The organism is Massilia sp. W12, from assembly GCF_037300705.1.
Lineage (GTDB): Bacteria > Pseudomonadota > Gammaproteobacteria > Burkholderiales > Burkholderiaceae_D > JACPVY01.
The window spans coordinates 2,791,409-2,814,548 of sequence record NZ_CP147776.1 but is presented as its reverse complement, the minus strand read 5'-3'; the positions used below and the strand labels follow the sequence as shown (position 1 = coordinate 2,814,548).

General features: G+C 58.3%; 1 protein-coding gene (only partly in view). It reads left to right on the top strand.

Going from position 1 to position 23,140, the window contains the following annotated elements; all coding sequences use genetic code 11:
• Positions 1-23,140 carry the 3' portion of an Ig-like domain-containing protein gene (locus V8J88_RS11335; protein ID WP_338849642.1) on the top strand. The gene continues 21,455 nt to the left of window position 1, outside the view, so the window shows 23,140 of its 44,595 coding nt (coding positions 21,456-44,595); its start codon lies off the left edge, out of view; it ends in the stop codon at positions 23,138-23,140.

Genomic DNA, 23,140 nt, shown 5'->3' with positions numbered 1-23,140 from the left:
CGACAGCATCGCCTACAAACTCGACGTCCAGTCGCCGGCCACGCAAGTGGCCGCCACCCCGCTGGGCAATGATGTCCAGGGCAATCCGGTGTTTGATGTGAAATGGAAAGCGACAGACAACGCCAGCGGCGTCAAACATGTCACCGTGTATGTGGCGGAAAACGGCGGCGACTTCAAGATCTGGCAGCGCCAGAGCGCAGGCGCAGCCGGCCAGGCGGTCTTTACCGGACGCGCCGGCATGAGCTATGAATTCCTGGCCGTGGCCACCGACAACGCCGGCAACTCGGAAGCGGCGCAAGTGGTCAACGCCGTCCTGCCGGACGACGGCAGCCGGCAACAGATGCTCGATGCCTTAGGCAGTAACGCCAGCGTGACGCAATCCGCGCAAACCCCGGCCCCATCCGAAAATCGCAACTACCCGGCGAATCCATTGTTTGCTGATGCAAGCAAAGGTCTGCCTGGCGTGGCGGTCAATGCTGATTTGCAAACGGTGCTGGCGCCTTTTGCTGCGCGCGGGCTGTTTGACGGTTTTAACAGCAGCAGCGCAGGAATCGGCGCGTTGGCGATGGTTGAGTTGCCGGATCAGCATTTCCTGGTGTCTGCCGGCGCGCAGCGCAATCAAGTGTATCTGGTCAATAAAGATGGCGGCCGGGCGGGCAACCCGCAATTTACGCTTGATCAGCCGGTGCTGGATATGGCGCTCGACGTCAGCGGTCAGTTATGGGTGATGACGGGCAATGAATTGATGCAAGTCGATTGGCGCAGCGGTTCGGTGCTGCGGCGCATGCAGGGACCGAATCGGATTCCGCTCACGCATGCCCTGGCGGTGCATCCCTTGACTGGTGAGATTTATGTCAGCTCCGGGGCCGGCATTGAGATTTTCAACCCGAATGAAGGCGATGTGGCGCGCCAATGGCGTCATTTCAGTAATGCGCGCGTGGGCGATCTGGCCTTTGGTCCGGATGGCCGCCTGTGGGCGGTGCGCTGGAGCGGCAGCGTGGTGGCGTCGGCCTTGGCGATTGCAGAAAGCGAGATATTGTCTTTCCCGATGAGCGGCGCGCATCGTGGCCGCGCTGAGCTGGAATATAAGATTAATGGTGTGATCGATAGTATGGCTTTTGGTCAGGCAGGCTCCAATTTGGAAGGCTTGTTGCTGCTCTCGGCTAATACATTGCAGCGCCCGGTGTCGCCTGGATTGAATGCGCCGGAACATGGTTCGGCATTGTGGATGCTGGAATTGCGCAGCAAAAACATTTTGCAGGTGGCGCGTGGCGGCACCCGTGGCGAAGCCTTGTTGACTACTGGGGATGGCCGTATTTTGCTCGCGCAAAGCACGCGCGTGGATGAAATCACCGCAGCGCGCGCGCCGCTGGTGCAAGCTGTCAGTGTGCCTGATGGTGCGCTGCTGCCATTGCCTTTGCGGCAAATCACTGTCAGCTTTGATCAATTCATGAACGACTCCACCGCCAGTGATCCCGGCAGTGTGAGGAATGTGGCGAATTACCGCTTGATTATGCAGGATGGGCAAAGCGGGCCAGGTCTGACGCTTACTCCGCAGGAAATCAAATGGGATGCGCAAAGCAAAACCGCCACCCTGACTTTTGAAAACCTGCAAGCTGGTCAATATCAGCTTGAAGTATCCAAAAATCTCACCAGCCGTAGCGGGCTGAAGATGGAAAACAACTTCATTTCCACCTTTACAGCGCTGCTGAACATGAATAATCAGTTGCGTATCGAATACAGCAACACTCGTGCGGATCGTTTGAGCGGCACGGTGACGTATGACGTGACGATCACCAATATCGGAACCGATGATTTGTACGGGCCGTTGATGCTTTTGCTGGATCCGGGGCGCTATTTCGGCGACAGCATCGCCAATGCAACGCGCGGCAGCGGTGAGCAAAACGGACTGTGGCTGATCAATTTGACGCAAGCCTTGCAGGCTTCCGGCGGTAAATTAAGCAGCGGCGCCAGTATGCAAGCGCAGGGCGTCAGTGTGACCAGCGCGCAGGTGATGGGCAGCAATCCTATCCTGCCTAAATTCAACCTTGGCGTCGGCGTGTATGCGGCGCCGTTGCAAAATACCCCGGCGCAGTTGTATGCGCCGACAGAGTATGCCGATCAAGGGCCGTTTGAACCGCAAATGTTCCTCGGTCAGGCTGTGGTGGGCAGCCCGTTCAGCCTTGATTTGCGGGCGGAAGATGTGGACGGCACGCGCTTCTACTGGCAACTGGTGCAAGCGCCTGCCGGCATGAGCATCACCCCTTCAAATGAAGTTAAGCGCGAGGGGAATGTTTATACCAATCGAGCCACCTTGCGATGGACGCCGGACGCGAATGCCCGGATTGACACAGAAATCGTGGTGCGCGTGCAAGACAGCCGGGGCGGAGTCAGCACCCGCCGCTTTATGATCGGGGTCGAAGGCGGCAATATCGGGCCGCAACTGAGCGGCATCGAAGATTTGTATGTGAAAGAAGGGGCGACGCTGAGTTTGCCAATTCTCAGCTCGGACCCGAACGGCGAGGCGGTCAGCGTCACTGTGCGCAATCTGCCGCCTGGCGCGACATATGACGCCGCCAGCGGCATGTTGCAATGGACCCCGAGCTATGACCAGGCAGGCGTATACCGTGATGTCACGATTGTCGCCAGCGATGGCCGCTTGAATGTGGAGAAGCGGTTTAACGTCTTTGTCGCCCAGGCTTACGCTAAACCGGTGTTGACGCAACCGGCGCGCCAGACCGTGCGCGAGGGCGAAAAAATGGGCTTGCAGCTGGCCGGCGCGATGCCGGGCGGTTTGCAAATGCTGGATGGTTCGCTGATCAGTTTGCGTTACAGCGCGGCATGGTTGCCTGCGGGCGCCCGTTTGAATGCTGAAACCGGCTGGCTTGAATGGACCCCGGGTTATAACCAGCATGGCGTATTTAAAGTGCCGCTGACCCTGACCGCTTTGCATCCGTCGGATAATGGCCCGCTGATGACGTCGGTGACGCGCGATGTGGAGATTGAAGTCATCAACGCCAACGCCGCGCCGGTATTTGATCCGGCCCAGACATGGCATTTGCTGGAAGGCCAGCCATTGCGCGTTTCGGTGTTTGCATTTGACCCGGACAATCCAGAGTTCGAGCCGCAAACCCGCATCACCCGTCCTGGCGAGGTCAGCGGCGCAATGCCGACCACAAGCGCCAGCGTGACATATGACGTCAGCGGTTTGCCGGCAGGCGCGCGCTTTGACCGCGAGAGTATGGAGATTTTGTGGACGCCGGGCTATGACCAGGCAGGTTCATATCAGGTGATTGTCACCGCCACTGATAGCGGCGATGGGACTGGAGAAGCCAAGAGCAGCCAGCTGGTTTTGCCAATCGTGGTGCAAAACGCCAACCGCGCGCCGCAATTCGGCAATATCAGCAATGTCACCATGAACAAGGGCGCAACGCTGGAAATTCCTTTGTCCGCGCTGGATGTGGATGGCGATGCGGTGCAATTGACGGTGGACGGCGTGCCGCGCTTTGCCACATATCAGGCGGCAGATCAGGGACAGCCGGGCCGCGCTTCCGGCCTGCTGCGCTTCACTCCAGGCGCGAATGACCGGGGTGATTACACCATTACCGTGACTGCGCGTGATAACGGGAATGGCGATCAGAATCAGATTCTGACGCAGGTTCACCGGTTTGTGCTGACTGTGCGCAGCGATAGCGAAGCGCCGGTCATCACGGCGCCGCGCAAAGTTGTCGCGATTCCGGGCCAGGCATTGCAAGTTGCGATATCCGTCTCCGATATGGATCAGGACGCTTTGCAATTCGCTGCACAGGGCTTGCCAGTCGGGGCTACCCTGACCCCATTGCCGCAGTATGGCCAGGCTTTGTTGAGTTGGACGCCGGGAGAGGCAGACCTGGGCGGCTACGACATCACTTTACAAGTCCGCGACAGCGGACTGGGGCCGCAAGACGCCGGTCTGCCGCCGAATCCGGGGCAGACGCCGACACCCAACCAGGCTTCGCACAATTTGCGTATTGTCGTGCGCAGCGCCAATCAGGCCCCGCAATTAGCCATGCTGCAATATAACGGACGTGAATTGCCGGCTGCCGCATTGCAGCGTCTGGACGCACAGGAAGGCGTGCCGTTGAGCCTGGATTTGCGCATGCTGGATGCAGATTTTGATGGATTGAGTTGGCGCAGCAGCAGCTTGCCGCCAGGTATGCAGGTCGAGGAAGTGATCAATCGCGATGGCGAAACCCATCTCCGATTGCGTTGGATCCCGACTTTGCTGGCGGCGCAAAGCCATACCGGCCCGACCATGCAACCGGGCCAATACCGCTTCAGCATCAGCGCAGGCGACGGGCAAACCGGCTTCCAGCAAGAGTTTGAGATCAATGTCGCCAACACCAACCAGGCGCCGGTGCTGTTGCCGCTGCCGCTGCAATTGGTGGATGAAGGGCAGACCCTGAATTTCACAGTGCGTGCTGATGACGCGGATGCGGATCGCCTCCAATACTCGCTGGTGCGCACTGCGGATACCCCCGCCGGCGTGCAGTTTGACCCCGCCACCGGCTATTTTGAATGGACGCCGGATGCCGCCACCGTGGATAACCTGAGCCAGAATGATCGTCCGTTCAATTTCACTTTTAAAGTTTCGGATGGCAAGCTCGACAGCACCCGTACAGTGCAGGTGCGGGTATTTGATGTGAATCGCATCCCGCGCATTGAGGTCAGCCGCCACGCCGTGCAAGTTGGACAGGAGATGAGTCTGCCGGTCACGTTTGGCGCAGCGCAGAAGGGCGCGCTGAATCTGAGCGATCCGGATGGCGCCGCCCATAGCGCGGCTTTGACAGTGCAGTTCAGCAATCTGCCGCAAGGCGCAGTGTACGACGCAGCACAAAAACGTTTACGCTGGACTCCAGGCCCGGGGCAGGTGGGCGATTATGTGATCGGCGTCACCGTCAGCGATGGCCATAACAGCCAGAGCGGGAATATGAGCTTGCGTGTGGTGGCAGAGGCAGACGCCGGCGCGCCCGACATCTTGATTGCAACCACGCCGGAAACGCCGGTACTGCCTGGACAGACTGTGTTGACCACGGTGCGCGCTGACAGCTATGGCGAGATAGATGCTATCAGCGTGCGCGTGCGCGGCAGTGCGATTGGCAGCGCCGATTGGCGCGCCGCCAGTCTGGACGCCTTGGGGCGTTTAAGCCTGGCGCCAAGCGCGCCCGGGATTGTGGAAATTGAGGTGCGCGCCACAGATGTGGATGGGTTTAGCAGCACCCTCGTCAAACGTGTGCTGGTCAAAAATCCACAGGATAGCGCCGCCCCGCAACTGGCCTGGGCCGGTCTGTTGCAAGGTTCCAGCGCAACAAGCACCCCGGTTACTGTGCGCGATGCATTCCAGCTCAGCGCCAGTCTGCAGGAAATGCAGTGGCTGGGTTGGCGTCTGGAAATTGCCAGCGGCAATGGAAATTTCTGGCGCGTCTTAGGCGCGGGCGAGAAAAATGCTGAAAACGTCAATAGCGTGCAGGACTTTGCCGCAATTGATCCGGCGCAATTGACAAACGGCGTGTACAAATTGCGCTTGCAAGTCTGGGATCTGGCAGGACGCAATAGCGAAGTCCAATCCATGATCGTGATCGACAGCGCGCAAAAAGCCTATTCGCAACAACTGGCGCAGGATACCCGCGTGATGCTGGGCGGACATGAATTCGCGCTCAATCGCTTACTGCAGCTTGACCACAGCAATCTGCGCGCTGATTTTGGCAATTGGCGTTTGCCGGGCCTGAATTTCAACCTTTCACATGATCAACCTGCCAAGACTGCGCAAGGCGCAGCTGCGCCGTGGCAAGAGGGCGCGCGCGTCTGGTTGCAGGCATTGGCGGCTGGCGATAGCGGTTTGCCGAAAAACCTGAGTTTCAAACTGGCCACCACGCATGCGCCCTTATCTTCCGAGCCTGGCGCGCCGGATGTGTACCGGGCGGTGTTTGAAAACGATCAAGGCTGGAGTCTGGTGGCGCATATGGGGGCGCCGTTTGAGGGCAGCTTGGCGCAACCTGACCAGATTCAGATCCAGGGACGGAAGTTGTATCAGGCAGGAAGCGGCTTACCCTGGATTCCGGATGTATTTGTTTTGCGGGCTCCGGATGGCGCGGAATATCGCTTGGACGCTGATGGCAAGTTGCAGCAGATCCAATTTGCCGATGGCGTGCGCTGGCTGGTTTCTGACAGCAGCGTGGTGGCGACCAATACCGGCGAGAGCATCAATTTTGTGCGCGATGCGAAAGGCCGGATTGAACGCGTCACCGCCATCAGCGGCGGCGTGACGCAAACCTGGCTGTACCAATATGACGCCAACGGTCGCCTGTTGCTGGCGCGCAGCATGGGGGCGAATGAGCAAGGCCGTTTGCATGCTTATTTGGATGACGGGCGCATGTTCAATCAAGCGCTGCGCGCCAGTTTGGGCGCGGCGGTGGATTGGATCGCCAGCCCGGACGCCAATTTATGGCAAGGTGTGGTGGGCGCAGCGGGGGATTACATCAGCTTTGCCATCCGTGACAGTGAGTTGGCTTCGACCATCCGCCATCCCGGCGCCGCCGGCGCATTGATTGTGGCCCTGGAAACCACAGGGGCCACCCCGGAAGTGCTGGGCGGCACAGTATTGGGGCAGAGCGTCCATGACGGTAAGTTGACCACCCTGGTGCGTATTACCCAGGCCGGCTTGAAATTGGTGCGCTTGCAAGGGGCTGGCGCAGCCAGCTTGCGCGTGCGGCTGGCAGGCGATATGAACCGCGACGGCAAGATTAATGGCTTGGACAGCGTGGCGTGGGAAGATGCGCGGCGCGCGGCGGATCTGTTGGCCGATCTCAACGGCGACGGCAATCTGAATGACAGCGACCGTCAATTACTGTTCGCCAACCTGGGCTTCCAGACCAATCTGGCGCCGCAAGTCAATCCGCAGTTGCCGCAATTGATGACCCACGTTGATCTGGCGCGGCAATTCGGTTTGCAAACCGTGGCGCAGGATTTTGAAGGCGATAAGCTGTATTGGAATATCCTGGGCGCCACGCATGGCGTGGCCAAGCTCAGTGCGGATGGCGCATCGCTCTTGTTTGAACCGCAAGCCGGCTATGCCGGCGACGCTGAAATCCGCTTGCAAGCGGATGACGGTTTTGCCGCCGGCGCGGTGATTGCGCTGAAAATCAAAGTCAGCGATGCACGGCTGCAGCGGATCAATCTGGCGCGCTTGCCGAATCTGGCGACCGGCTCTTCTGCCTTGTTGGAAGTTAAAGGCGATTTTGCCGATGAGGCAGATGTCACTTTGCCGGCTGCTTATTTGCAAATCAGCAGCAGTAACAATAGCGTGCTGCAAGTTAAGCCGGATGGCTCCATGCTCGCGCGCAGTGAAGGGCGGGCGATTGTCCAAGTCAGCGCGCGCGGCCAAAGCGCGGTGAATGTGATCAGCGTCAGCGACGAATGGAGTATGGTGCAAACCAATAGCGAAGGCTATGAACTTGATGTGTATCCAAAGGCGGTGATTTTGCCGGTTGAGAATGGCAGTCGCAGCTTGAAAGTGACTTCATTCAAAGGCGTGGCCTTGAGCGCGGCAAGCAAAGGCACCCAATATTTCATCAGTGACGCCAGTGTGGCGGAAGTTTCTGCCGATGGCATTGTGTACGCCAAACGCTCCGGCGTCGCTGTGGTTTCGATCATCAATGAAGGCCAGCAGCGCAATATTGAATTACGGGTCGAGGTTCCCTCAAACGGCCCGACTGTGCTCAGCGCCAAAGATGGCGGCGCGGTGCGTGATGCGCAAGGCAATACCGTCATGATCGGGGCCGGCATGTTGCCGTCCGACACCACCGTGACTGTCACGCCGATGGATTTGGCGCATCCGCCCCTGGCCCTGCCTGCGCCGCATGTGCTCGATACATTGGGCGGCATGAACATTGATCTGGGCGGCAAGTCTTTGGATGGGGTGTTGCAGCTGGCGATCCCGATTCAGGCGCCGATAGATCCGGCCACCGGCCAGCCCAAGCAATATAAGCCTGGCAGCAAAGTGTATTTCATGCAAAAAGGCCAAATCTTTGATGAGAATGGCGTGGCGCATGAAACCTGGTGGGTATTGGATGATGGTTATATCGGGGCCGATGGGATTGCCCGCACCGCCAGTCCGCCTTATCCGGGCTTCCGTAATGGCGGCGCGGTGATTGTCTGCAGCGCCAAGGAAGAACGCAATGATGACACCGGCGAAGTCCAGGGCCGCGCTGTCTTGCTGAATTGGCAAGCGCTGTGGAATGATATTTACCAGATCGCGATGACCCCGATGGGGGTGTTAGCTGACAGCTGCCGTCTGCTCTACTCGCTGCATTCCAATGTCTCGGCGTTGAATTACACCAAGTACGGCCAATACCAGCGTAAACAGGTGACCCTGATTGAAGATCCGGTAAGCCGCACGATTAAGGTTGATGTGCCGCTGCCGGAGCTGGATGTGGCCAAGTCGCCCTTGATCAATAAATTCAGCTTTGATATCGATAGTAATAAGATGCATCTGGAAGTCTCCACCAATGTACCGGCGGAGGTCAGTCAGAATGCGCAATACAGAATCTGGGTGTTGCCTAAGAATCAGGGCATGCTGTCTGAGCCTATGCATGGTTTCGATGGGCCGGAGCGCGGGATTTTGTGGAAAGTGGTGCAAACCAAGCTCAATCCGGGCGGAAATTTCACTGCGGATGTTGATTTGCCCAAGGAATTGCTGCTGGGCGAGCACTATATCCAGGTTGAAATGCTGCCGCGTGAATTCAAAGATGGCGTGATGGGCTGGGCTGAAAGCGGCGTCACCAGCAATGCAATTGATCCAGGTATGAAGGTGCAAACCGGGCTTGTGGTTGAAGCGAATGCGATCAATGTCTATCGTCAGGAATTGGGCGATGCTGGCAACAGTTCACATCTTGGGCTGCTCAGGCGCATCACCGAAGACGAAGCTGGGCGCCCGCTGGAATTGTGGGGATCGAAAGCCGATTCCGTGATTTACGCCAATAATCAAATGGTGGCGTATATTGCCGGGCGCAATGGCAAGGTGTATATGATGGATACCTTGCGCAATGTGGTCTTGCGCACGATCCAGATTGAAGGCTCGAAAGCCAATATTTCTGCGCTTGCCTCCGATGAAACCCGGGGCTGGTTGTATGTGCTCGAAGGCGGCCGCTACAAAATGGGCGATACGCCAAGCCGTCTGATGCGCATCAATATTGATCCGCGTGATCCGCAATTCCTGCAACAACAGCAGCAGATCAAAGGCTTGCCTGAAGCTAAAAACGCCTATCTGGATCTGGCGATCAACAGCGATCGCTATCTGGCTATTACCGCGCCGCGCATGGGCACGACGCTGGGACAGTATGGCGACTATGATCCGGGCGATGTGTTTGTGATCGACACCAAACGCATCAGCAATGATCCGGACAGCCCGGGCCAGTTGGAAGAGGGCGCATTGCAAAAGATTGATCTGACCTCTTTGGGCAGCAATCGCGGTAAAGGGCCGAATTACATCGTATCCGCAGATGACCCCGGCACGTTCCTGCTGACCAATTCGCGCGATGTGCGTTCCGGCCTGGCCTCGATCCGCTTTACCCGGGATGAGAAGACCGGCAATTTGCAGGGGAATCCGGAACTCAAGCACACTGTCATGAAACCGGCGGAGCAGAACTGGTTCTATCACAAGTTCCTGTCCGATATTCAGCGCGCCAACGGCGTGGTGTACTACACCTACCAGGGTGAACAGTATGCGCTGGTGGCCGATTATAATTTTGACTTTGAATCTGTTCTGCGCTTTGATGATCAATTTATGACGACCCAAATCGGCGGTAAATTGGGCATCATTAAAGATCCATTCAAAAATCCGACTTTCCTTGGCGTCACTACGCCGATGCCGGGTGTGGCCTTGGATAAGCTGGCTTTGTCGGCGAATGGGAATGCCATGTTCGCCACCGCGTTTGTGTATGACGAAGCGGTGAACGATCCGAATTCCAACATCATTTCGCGTTCATACAACGCATTGTTTGTGTGGAATCCGGCAGCGGTGATCCGTGAAGCATTGAACGCGCGCGCCACCGGTATTTCATTACGCGTGCCGATCGATCAGACCCAGCTTTCACGGGGCGGCTATGCTCCCAAGCCGGAGATTCAGCCGCAGCGCTACAACAATCCTACCGGTGAGAACGGCACATACTTCGCCTGGATTTATGGCGCCGCCTTGTCGGATGACTATCTGGCGCTTGAGTCCGGCGATGAGGACAGCAATCTGGAGCCGACCTTCAAATGGAAGATCGACGAGAAAGAACCTGTCACCAAGATGACGCTGTACGTCAGCACCTATGGTCCTGGCCAGGGCTTATTCCCGGACGATGATGATCAGTTATTACGCATTGAGGATGAAGCGATTCAAAAGAGCGTGCGTGACATCATCAAGGATAAATTCAAAGGGGATGTCAATCCGAACCGGATTTTGACCAAGGAAATTGAAGTGCCGAAAGGCAAGACGAAGTTTGAATTCAAACTCGACAAAGAGCATCGCCTGACCTCCGGCCAGACCTATTACTGGGCGGTGGAGACGATTGGCGCAACGGGTGAAAAACGGCGCGAAGTGCATCGTTTTTACACGCAGCCGGTTAAAACGGACACCGGCAACTTCTCTTCGGTGACTGTGTTGACACATGGCTTCCAACCGCCTTACACCAGTTCTTCGCCCGAAAAAGGCGCCTCGGAGCTGGAACCGGATCCGGATCCGACCGTGACCGCAATGGCGGCCATCGGACGCGAGATCGCCAAGGCCGGCGGCGGCTTGGTGCTGCATATCAATCCGCAAACCGGCCAATGGCTGACGCCGGAAGGCAAACCGGTCGGGCCGGATATTGCGAAGTATCAGGGACGCCCATTGGTGTTGATTACGGATTGGATTTTGGATTCGGGCATCAGCGATTCCGGCTTTGCCGAAGCGGCGGCCGACGCCTCATTTGCGAATATTCTGCAAATTGATCGCTTAAGCAGCGGCAAAGTGCTGGCTTCGCCGATGCAGTTCATCGGCCACAGCCGTGGCACCGGCGTCAACAGCGAAATCATTCAACGTCTTGGCAAGTATTTCCCGGCCAAGAAGGATATCCAGATGACCACGCTGGACCCGCATGATTACGCCCAGCCTTCTCTGGACGTACTGGTGGAGCAGATTATTGAATCCTCCAGCCTGATGCTGCAAAAAGCGGCAGTGCTGCCCAGATTGTTCAGACCGCTGAAAGTTGCTTTCAAACTTGGCGCCAAAGTACTGAAATACGCCGCCAAGGGCTTGACCGCGATTGGTTACGAAAAAATCAATTACAGCGATTTCAAAGACCCGAATGTGCGCGTGTGGGAAAACGTCGCGTTTGCGGATAACTATTATCAAACCCTGGGCTTGGATGGCGGTGAAGGCTATCAATCCGACCTCGAAGGGGAAGAGAAAGAAGCCTCAGCCAACCCGGGTAAGGGGACGACATTCACGCCGAATGGACGCAAGATCGCGGGGGCGAATATCAATCTGAAACTGGATGGCCGCGCCTTTTTCCAAAAAGATCAGGTGTTTGATCTGGGTAAGAAAGTGGGCAAAATCGGCATTGCCTTGCCTCACAGCCGGGTGCAGACCTGGTATATGGGGACAGTTGATCTGGCGCTCGACGACAGCGTGCATGAACGCGATCCGTTCGCTTCCGGTAATGACCGTATCTGGCGCAGCATCATTGATTATGCCGCGCAGCAACAGTACAACTTCAAGATTGGCGCCACGCCAGCGCCTGAAGGGATGGTCGAATGGAAAGAAAGCACTCCTGGCGGCGCCTGGTACCGTTCCAATGAAGGTTCGCAGAAAGATAAGTTTGCCTATGACACCGATCGCAATGTGTCGTGGGAAGGCATACGCGAAGGCTGGGCCTTCTCATTGCAAGGCGGCGGTAAGAATGCGCAGCCGCCGGGCGAGGCCATCAAAACTGTTCCGGTGACGGAGGACAACACTGAATTCGGTAAATATGATGAGGTGGTGCCGACTGTCTTCAATGGCGATTTCCAGGCCAGCAAGAACCCCTTCCTGGGGCGCTTCCCGATTTATAAGCCGACATGGCTGGAGTTGCCGGGCTGGGCTTTCCAGGGCGGGGTGAAAGCAGAAACCCAGGTCAATCAAGGCGGCAATCTGTCCATGTCGATTGATTGGGGCAAGGTCGGCGAGTGGGCGGTGGAGAAAGGTTTGGAGTTGACCAAGCCTACGCGTGACGCCTTTGAAGCCGTGATCAAGACTGCGATTGAAGCCTCTGAACAGATTCAGGAAGTGGTGCGAAACCTGGGCAATGGCGAGATTGATATCTCGGGCATTTTGGAGTCATACAATAAAGTCAACGAAGTGATTGAGAAGCTTAAAGACGCCAAAGGGGTCTTTGTGCAACAACTCAATGACTTGAGGGAGTACCTCAAGCGCGTCGGCGACAAGATTAAAAAGCGCGACTTCTCGCCCAGTGAGATCGGCGAAACGCTGCTCTTTATTCAAGAGCGCTTCATCAACTACAGCTATACCCTGAAGCATAAGGAGACGCTGCAACACAATTGGATGTACTTCCCTGAAGGCAAGGACAATCTGTCCTTCAGCTTTGGTGTCAGCAACAAGGCCAGCGATCTGGGTACTTTGTGGCTGTACTTTGAAGAGCAGGATGGAAAGGGCGGCGCGCAGGTTGGCGCGCCGATCCTGATCAGTGACACTCAGGGTGGCCATAACGGTGAAACCTTGGCAGTGAATATCCCGATCCCGAGTCAATTGTGGGGCAAGTCCGGGCGTTTCCGCTTTGAATACATGGGAGTCGGCAAAGCCTATGTCGATAATGTCCGCTTAAGCACCCCGCCCAAGCTGACAATGGGCAATCTGGATATGCTCAGTGACAAGGTATTGGAAGGGGGACGCATTACCGTTGGCGCCACCCTCACCAATGAGGGTGACCCGAATGCTCCGGTTAAAGTCGAAGTGGATTGGGGAACCGGTGCAGATCCGGAAGTCATTACCGTGCCTCCGGGACAGGGCTATTTTGTCGCCGCGCATGACTATATGGATGACAATCCGACCGCCACGCCTATCGATAAGTACAAAGTCAAAGTGTTGGCCTACAACGTCGAAGGCGGCCATGATCGCAAGCAAGGTGAGGCGACAGTGGAAAATTCTGCGCCGCGTCTGCGTGTCGAACTGGCTTCCAGCACAATTCTGGAAAATCAGGAAGCTGTGCTGAATGTGCGGATTTTTGATTGGGGCAAGGAAGACAGCCACAAATTGAAGGTCGATTGGGGCGATGGTGAAATTACCACCCTTGATTTGAATTATTACGACATCAAGACACTCACTTTGCGCCATCGATATAAAGATGACGATACCCCCGGCACGCATCGGGATACGTATGTGATCAAGGTTGAAGATGAAGATGACGACACCGGCAAAGACAGCAAATCGACCTCGATTGTGGTGAAGAATGTCGCGCCGGAAGTTACGCCTTTGGGCAGCGGCGTGTTCCGCGTTGGCGATATCTTTGCGCCGGCGGCTGAAGTGCGGGATCCCAGTGCGGTGGATCAGGAAATTTTGACCTATTCCTGGAAGGTGTATAACCCGATGGGACAGTTAATCGGCAGTTCGGACGCCAAGACGGTTGACGCGTTGACCTTGAGCATGTCGGGCGTGTATCGCGCTGAACTGACCGTCAAAGACGATGATCTGGGCGAAACCGTGCGCACGGTGTATGCCGATGTGCTGCCAGACCCAAGCCCAAGCCCGACTCCATCACCCGGCCCGACGCCGACACCGGGGCCGACGCCGACCCCGACGCCGACCCCGACGCCGCTGCCGGTGCTGGATCGCTTGCAGCTGGATCTGGCTGCGAACGCCTTCCTGGAAGGTCAGACTGTGCACTTGCGCGGCAGCGCCTGGGGCGTCAATCTGGACACCCATTGGGTCATGGTGCAGTGGGGCGATCGCCCTGCGCAACGTTATGAACTGCAGGTTGACGCTGGCAGTTTGCACGGGAATTTTGATTTTGAAGTGAGCGTGCCTGACGATGATCCAAGCGGCACCCCGGTCGATGATATGTTCTTGCGCGTGATGCTGGTGCGGCCAGGTTTGAACGGCGGCGCGGACGAGGTGACAGATACGGTGACACGTTCATTGCAGGTGCAAAATGTGGCTCCGGCAGCGCAGCGCATGCATGTCATCAGGCAGTCAGCAGATCAGTATTTGTTCTCAATTGAGCAAGTGGATCCATCCTTGACTGACACTTTCAGATATGAATGGGAGCTGGATGGCGCTGCTGCGCCTGGCGGCGCCACCAGCAATCCGCAACTCTTGCTGGAATTGAAGAAAGACGGCAAGTACGACTTGAATGTCTGGGTGATTGACGACGACGGCGGGCGTGATATTTTGCGCGCGGAAGTGGAAGTTAAAGAAGGTCAGGCGCGCATTCTCAAGCAGTACCGCAGCGATGGCGTCGAAGTCAAGAGCCTGCTGGCTGAGGTGCAACTGCAAACCCCGGTGGCCGGCGCGAGCGTGCAGACGCCGGTGTTGGCGACAGCAACGCCTGGCAGACTGACGCCGCAGCAGCAATTGGAGATGTTGGCGCAAGCCGCACGTCAGACCTGGCGCGACCTGCTGGGCGAAGAAGCTGCCGCGCGCTTGGATAAAGTGCGCGTGGAATGGGCTGATTTGCCTGTCAACGACCTTGGGTATACCGAACAGACGCGCGATGGCGTGATCGTGATAAAACTCGATCGTGATGCTGCCGGTTATCAGTGGTTTGCCGACACCACGCCGCAAGACAGTCTGGAATTCTTCCAATTGCCGGGCAGCGACTGGAGTTTGGGTGAAGGCAATGTCAACCGCTATGATCTGCTGACAGTGTTAGCGCATGAATATGGCCATGTGCTGGGCCTCGATGACAGCACCCAGCATGCGCGTTTAATGAATGGCGTCTTGCTGCCTGGCGTGCGTCGTTTGCCCGGCTTGCAGGAACGCGACGCCTGGCGTGCGCTGACTGCGCCTGATGTCAAGTTTAATCGGTTGCAGGTCGGCCTCATGCCGTCGGCGAATATCGGCAATTCACCGCTTGGCGCTGCAATCTGGGTCAAACCGGGTGAAATCTCACCGCGCTTGTCGAATGGCGAATTGCTCTCCGGCAGTTATTGGCTGAGCAAAGGGGCGGTCACGTTTGACGCCAGTGGCGCCACCTTGCGCGAAGACAGCGTGCGGCAAAGCTCCTTGCAGCAAGCCTTCAAGCTCAATACTGGCGAGCGTTATCTCAGCTTCACCTTGAAAAACCGTGAACTGTATCAAGCCGCAGCAGGCAAGAGCGGCAGTATTGCAGGGCCTTCGGATGCATTTGAAGTCGCTTTGCTCGATGCCGCCAGCGGAGCAGCGCTGCGCAACATCGATGGTATGACGATGGGCGATGCTTTCTTGAATATGCAGGCATCCGGCCCGGATCAGGGCAGCGGCAGCATGCAAGTCTTCAACAATCTGGATGGCAGCCGCACTTATGTGCTGGATGTCGCCGAGTTCAGCGGACGCGACGTGCTGCTCTCCTTTGACTTGCTGGGCTTTGGCGATCTGGACAGCTCCCTGACTGTCTCGGATGTCAAATTACTGAGCGAATTGAACCGCGCGCCGCAAGCCAAAGACGACCGCTACGCCGCACAGGAAGACAGCCCGCTCACGCTGGACGTGCTGGCTAATGACAGCGACGCGGACGGCGACGCCTTGAGCATTGTCAGCTTCAGCCAGCCGGCGCACGGCTTTGTCACGCTGGAAAACGGCAAGCTGCGCTATACCCCGGAAAACAATTGGTTCGGCGCGGACAGCTTCACCTACGTGGTGACAGACGGCAAATTGCAATCCAGCGCCAGCATCACCATTGATGTGGCGAATGTGAATGATGCGCCAGTGGCCAAGAATGACGCCTACAGCCTGGCCGAAGACGGCAGCGTCAGCATCAGCCTGCCGGTCAGCGATATCGACAGCACGCAGTTGCTCACCACCATCGTCAGCCAGCCGCAACACGGCAAACTGACCCTGAATGCGGATGGCACATACGCCTACACCCCGGACGCAAATTGGTTTGGCGGCGACAGCTTCACCTATCAAGTCAACGATGGCGAACTGGACTCGCAAACCGCCTATGTGCGTCTGGACGTGACCCCGGTCAACGACGCCCCGCTGGCGCAGGATATGAAGCTCAAGCTGGACGAAGACAGCCCGCTCGCGCTCACCCTGGCCGGCAGCGATGTTGATGGCGATGTCCTCACTTCACGGATTGTGACGCAACCGGCGCATGGCAAATTGAGCCAGGCGGCGGACGGCAGCTGGCTGTACACGCCGGACGCCGGCTGGAGCGGCAGCGACAGCTTTACGTATATGGTCAACGACGGCCAACTCGATTCAGGCAATGCCACCGTGTATCTGACGGTGCAGGCGGTGAATGATGCGCCGCAAGCGCATTCTGACGCCGCCAGCCTGGATGAAGACAGCAGCGCCTCCGGCGTGCTGAAAGCGCAGGACGAGGAGGGCGACAGCCTGACGTATCGCATCGTCAGCCAACCGGCGCATGGCAAGGTGGAGCTGGATGATAAGGGCGGCTGGCGCTATACGCCGGAAGCGAATTACTTCGGCGCCGACAGCTTTACCTGGGTCGCCTCGGATGGCCAGAGCGATTCGCAGGCCGCGCAAATCAGCCTCACCGTTCTTGCCGTGAATGACGCGCCGATTGCGCGCGATCTGTCCGCCCGTCTGGATGAAGACCATAGCGTCATCCTGCGCGCCGATGCTGCAGACATCGAAGGCGATGCCCTGAGCCAGATCATCATCAGCCAACCGCAACACGGCAAGCTGAGCGTGAATGCTGACGGCTCCTGGACGTACACACCGGACGCGAATTATTTCGGCGCTGACAGCTTTACCTACAAAGTCAACGATGGCAGCCTGGATTCCAACGTGGCCACTGTGAACTTGACGGTGAATCCGGTGAATGATGCGCCGCTTGCACGCGATGTGGCGGCGCGTCTGGATGAAGACAATAGCGTCATCATCCGCGCCGATGCGACAGACATCGAAGGCGATGCGCTGAGTCAAATCATCGTCAGCCAGCCGCAACACGGCAAGCTGAGCATCAACGCCGATGGCGCCTGGATCTACACGCCAAATGCGAATTGGTTTGGCGCCGACAGCTTCACTTACAAAGTGAACGACGGCAGCGCGGATTCCAATTTCGCCACGGTGAACTTGACTGTGAACCCGGTGAATGATGCGCCGAGCGCGCGCGATGTGACGGCGCGCCTGGATGAAGAAAACAGCATCATCATCCGTGCCGATGCGACAGACATCGAAGGCGATGCCTTGAGCCAGATCATCATCAGCCAACCGCAACACGGCAAACTGAGCGTGAATGCTGACGGCTCCTGGACGTACACACCGGACGCGAATTACTTCGGCGCTGACAGCTTCACCTACAAAGTCAACGATGGCAGCCTGGATTCCAACGCCGCCACCGTCAGCCTGACAGTCAACCCGGTGAATGACGCCCCGCTCGCGCGGGATGTCATGGCGCGTTTGGATGAAGATACTTCCATCGAAATCCGCAGCGATGCGACTGACGTGGATGGCGACGCACTGAGCCTCATCATCGTGAGCCAGCCGCAACACGGCAAGCTGAGCATCAACGCCGATGGGGCCTGGATCTACACGCCAAATGCGAATTGGTTCGGGGCCGACAGCTTCACGTACAAAGTGAACGACGGCAGCACGGATTCCAACATCGCCACGGTGAGCCTGACTGTGAACCCGGTGAATGATGCGCCGAGCGCTGCCGATGTGACGGCGCGTCTGGATGAAGACAATAGCGTCATCATCCGCGCCGATGCGACAGACATCGAAGGCGATGCGCTGAGTATGCTCATTATCAGCCAGCCGCAACACGGCAAGCTGAGCATGAATGCCGATGGCTCCTGGACGTACACGCCAAACGCGAATTACTTCGGCGCTGACAGCTTCACCTACAAAGTCAACGATGGCAGCCTGGATTCCAACGCCGCCACCGTCAGCCTGACAGTCAACCCGGTGAATGACGCCCCGCTCGCGCGGGATGTCATGGCGCGGTTGGATGAAGATACTTCCATCGAAATCCGCAGCGATGCGACTGACGTGGATGGCGACGCACTGAGCCTCATCATCGTGAGCCAGCCGCAACACGGCAAGCTGAGCATCAACGCTGATGGCGCCTGGATCTACACGCCGGATGCGAATTGGTTCGGCGCCGACAGCTTCACGTACAAAGTGAACGACGGCAGCGCGGATTCCAACATCGCCACGGTGAACTTGACGGTGAACCCGGTGAATGATGCGCCGAGCGCTGCCGATGTGACGGCGCGTCTGGATGAAGACAATAGCGTCATCATCCGCGCCGATGCGACAGACATCGAAGGCGATGCCTTGACAATGCTGATTATCAGCCAGCCGCAACACGGCAAGCTGAGCATGAATGCCGATGGCTCCTGGACGTACACGCCAAACGCGAATTACTTCGGCGCTGACAGCTTTACCTACAAAGTCAACGATGGCAGCCTGGATTCCAACGCCGCCACCGTCAGCCTGACAGTCAACCCGGTGAATGACGCCCCGCTCGCGCGGGATGTCATGGCGCGCTTGGATGAAGATACTTCCATCGAAATCCGCAGCGATGCGACTGACGTGGATGGCGACGCACTGAGCCTCATCATCGTCAGCCAGCCGCAGCACGGCAAGCTGAGCATCAACGCTGATGGGGCCTGGATCTACACGCCGGATGCGAATTGGTTCGGCGCCGACAGCTTCACGTACAAAGTGAACGACGGCAGCGCGGATTCCAACATCGCCACGGTGAACTTGACGGTGAACCCGGTGAATGATGCGCCGAGCGCTGCCGATGTGACGGCGCGTCTGGATGAAGACAATAGCGTCATCATCCGCGCCGATGCGACAGACATCGAAGGCGATGCCTTGACAATGCTGATTATCAGCCAGCCGCAACACGGCAAGCTGGTGAAAAACGCCGACGGCACATTCAGCTACACGCCGGATGCGAACTACTTTGGCGCGGATAGCTTTACCTACAAAGTCAACGATGGCAGCCTGGATTCCAATACCGCCACCGTCAGCCTGACGATTAACCCGGTGAATGATGCGCCTGTGGCGCGTGATATCGTGGCGTTCCTGGAGGAAGACAGCAGCGTCATCATCCGCGCTGACGCCAGCGACGTCGATGGCGACCCGCTGAGCATCATCATCGTGAATCAGCCGCAATACGGCAAGCTGAGCATGAACGCCGATGGCTCCTACCACTACACCCCGAACCCCAACTGGTTTGGCGCCGAAGTCTTCACCTATAAAGTGAATGATGGCAGAGCCGATTCCAATCTTGCTTTGGTGAACGTGGTTGTGACTCCGCGCAATGACGCGCCCAGCGCCAGCGATTTGCAAGCCAGCCTGCAGCAAGGCAAGAGCGTGCAGCTGCAGCCGCAAGGCAGCGACATCGATGGCGACGCCTTGCGCGCCGTCATCCTCAGTCAGCCGGCGCATGGCAAAGTGAGCCTGCAAGCTGATGGCAGCTTCCTCTACACCGCCGATGCGGATTGGATAGGCGAAGACAGCTTCCGCTACGTGATGAACGACGGCCAGCTCGATTCCAGCCCGGCCACGGTGCGCCTGAACATCAGTTCCGGCAACCGCCTGCCGCAAGCCAAAGACATGCGCCTGAGCCTGGCGGAAGACGGCAGCTTGCGCATCGTGGTGGACGCCAGCGACGCCGACGGCGACGCCCTGAGCGCGATCGTGTTGAGCGACCCGGCGCATGGCCGCATCACACGCAATGCCGATGGCAGCCTGATGTATGTGCCGAACCCGGACTACTTCGGGGCCGACAGCTTCACGTACAAAGTGAATGACGGCAAGGGCGATTCCAACAGCGCCACCATCACGCTGGACGTGAGTGCGGTGAATGACGCCCCGCTTGCGCAAAACGACCAGGCCACAGGCGTGGAAGATCAAAGCCTGAGCATCAATCTGCTGGCCAATGACAGCGATGTGGACAGCAGCACGCTCTCCGTCATCATCCTGAGCCAGCCGCAACACGGCAAGTTGAGCAAAAACGCCGATGGCACATACAGCTATCAGCCCAAAGCCAACTGGGCCGGGACGGACAGCTTCACTTACAAGCTCAATGACGGCCAACTTGATTCCGGCGTGGCCAGCGTCAGTTTGACGCTACAGGCGGCAGCCGATGCGCCCAGTCTGGTGATTGCCGGCCCGCAGCAACGCAGCGTGTTTAGCACCGGCTGGGAAAGCGCGCCGAACAACAGCCCGACCTCGACTCTGGTGCAAAGCAGCACACTGGAAGGCTGGAGCGTGGTCAGCGGCGGCGATCCGTCCCAGGGCGGATGGAATGGTTTTGAAATCTGGAGCGATGGCGATCAGATGCAAAACCAGCAAAAGCAAATGGTGATCGTGCGCGCAGGCGCCAATGGCGGCAAGAACTGGCTCGAATTGAATGACGCCATGGGACAGGGACACCAAACCCTGGGCATCCAGCGCAGCATCAATACCCAGGCCGGGGCGAATTACACCCTGTCCTTCGATCTGGCCGGCCGCCTCGGCTTCCCGGCTGATTACACCCGCATCGCGGTGTATCTGGATGGGCAGAAACTGGCCACCTACGAGCCGACCAGCGGCCAGAGTGCGTTGAATTGGCAAAACAAGAGCCTGAGCTTCACCGGCAAAGGCGGCGCACAAGTGCTCAAATTCGTCACCGAAGCGCGCTTGCGCGACTCCAACGGACGCGGCGCGATGATAGACAATATCGCGCTGACGGAAACCCTGGCCGTGAATACCGGCCTGGAAGACACGCCGATCAGCCTGTCCGCCATCAGCGCCGCGCTGGCTGATCAGGATGGTTCCGAAACCCTCTCGCTGTGGCTGCATCAACTGCCAGCGGGCAGCCGCGTGAGCGATGGCGTGCGCAGCTTTAGCGCCAGCGCAGGGCAGGGCAGTGTGGATATCAGCGGCTGGAATTGGCGTGCCCTGAGCTTCACCCCGCCGCAAGACTACTTCGGCAATCTGCAGCTGGAAGTCGAAGCGCGCGCCACAGAAAACAGCAATGGCGCCAGCGCCAGCACGCGTCAGAGTTTGGCTGTGACGGTGTTGCCGGTGAATGATGCGCCGGTGGCGCAAGACGATGCAGTCAGCACGCCGCAAGGCGCCGCGATCCGCATCGACGTGCGGGCGAATGACCGCGATGTGGACAGCAGCAGCCTGAGCACACGCATCATCAGCCAGCCGGCGCATGGCCGCCTGACCTTGAATCCAGACGGCAGCTTCAGCTACACCCCGGACGCCAGCTGGCGCGGGCTGGACAGCTTCAGCTATCAGCTCAACGACGGCAGCCTGGATTCCGGCGTGGCGCGCGTGAATGTGAATGTGACCCCGGTCAACCATGCGCCTGTCTTCACCAGCAGCGCGCCGGACAGCCTGACCCTGGTGCGCAATGTGGACACCGTGTTCCAGGTGGCGGGACAGGCCGGCGGCAAGACCGTGCTCGACTTCAGCTGGCTGGAACGCAACGCCGGCTATAACAACGAGTTTGGCCTGTACCAGGTGGATGATGCGCAAGGCCGCATCGGCAGCTTGCTGCCGGGCCAGGCCGGCTATGCGCGCGCCGCCATGGCGCGCGCGCAAACCATGTTCAGCAGTGGCCAGGGGGCCGGCGCCGTCAAGCAATTGACGCTGGACGCGGGGCAATATGTCGCTTTCTACATGGTGCAAAACAGCACGCTGGCGCAAGCCAAACGCGACAACCCGGATAATCTGGGCAATCGCAGCCCCTTGTTGTTCTTCTCGCTGGCGCAAGCCAACCCGGACGGCTTTGACCATCTGCGCATGAGTTACAGCGCAGCCGGCTACCGCCTGGCGTGGGAAGACCAGACCGGCGGCGGCGACCGCGACTATGACGACGTGGTGATCGGTGTGAAAGCGCTCAGCATGCCGCTGGCGCAAAGCTTCAGCTATCAGGCGCAAGCCACCGACAGCGATGGCGATGCGCTCAGCTACCGCCTGTTGCAAGGGCCGAAGGGTGCGCAAATCGACGCCAACAGCGGCGCCCTGCGCTGGGATGATCCGCAAGCCGGCAGTCATGCATTTGTGATTGCGGTTGAGGATGGCCAGGGCGGCGTGACAGAACAGCGCTTCACCCTGCAAGTGCAGGCGCCGGCGCCGACGGTGGCGCCGGAAAGCGTCAGCGGGCAGGAAGACCGCGCCATAACCGGCAACGTGCTGCAAAACGACGTGAGCCAGGATGGCGTCTTGCGCGCCGAACTGGTGAAAGGCCCGGCGCGCGGCACGCTGAGCTTGAATGCGGATGGCAGCTTCATCTATCAACCGCAAGCCGATTTCAATGGCGTGGACAGCTTCACCTACCGCGCCCTGGATGGTTCCAGCGCCTCGGCCCCGGTCACGGTCAGCATCAAGGTGGCGGCGGTGAATGATGCCCCTGGCGCACAAAACGCAGTCCTGGTCACCAGTCGCGACGTCAGCGCCCGGATTGATCTGGCGCGTCTGGTGAGCGATGTCGATAACGCCAGCCTGAGTCTGAGCGTAGCGCAGCCGAAGAATGGCCGCCTGCAGCGCAATGGCGACGGCAGCTACAGCTACACGCCGAATCCGCGCTTTGTGGGAGAGGACAGCTTCAGCTACACCGTGAGCGATGGCCAGAGCAGCACCCAGGCGCGGGTCAGCATCACGGTGCGCGCACCGGGCGCAGCGCAGGCGCGTTTAGCCACCATCACCTTGCAATCGGCTCTGGACAGCGCGCAAACCTTGTCGCCGCAACTCAGCACGCCGCTGGCGGCGCCGGTGGCGGCCCCGCAAATGGATTGGCGCGCGCCAGCCGCCAGCCCGGCAAGCGCTCCGGCGGCCAAGCCAAACAGCGACTGGTTAAGCGATTTCCTGGGCGTCTCCAGCAGCGAACAGCAAGCGCAAAAGAAAAAAGAGCAGCTCATGCAAAGCGGCTTGAAAATCAACTTGAAACCTAAGAAGGAGTAA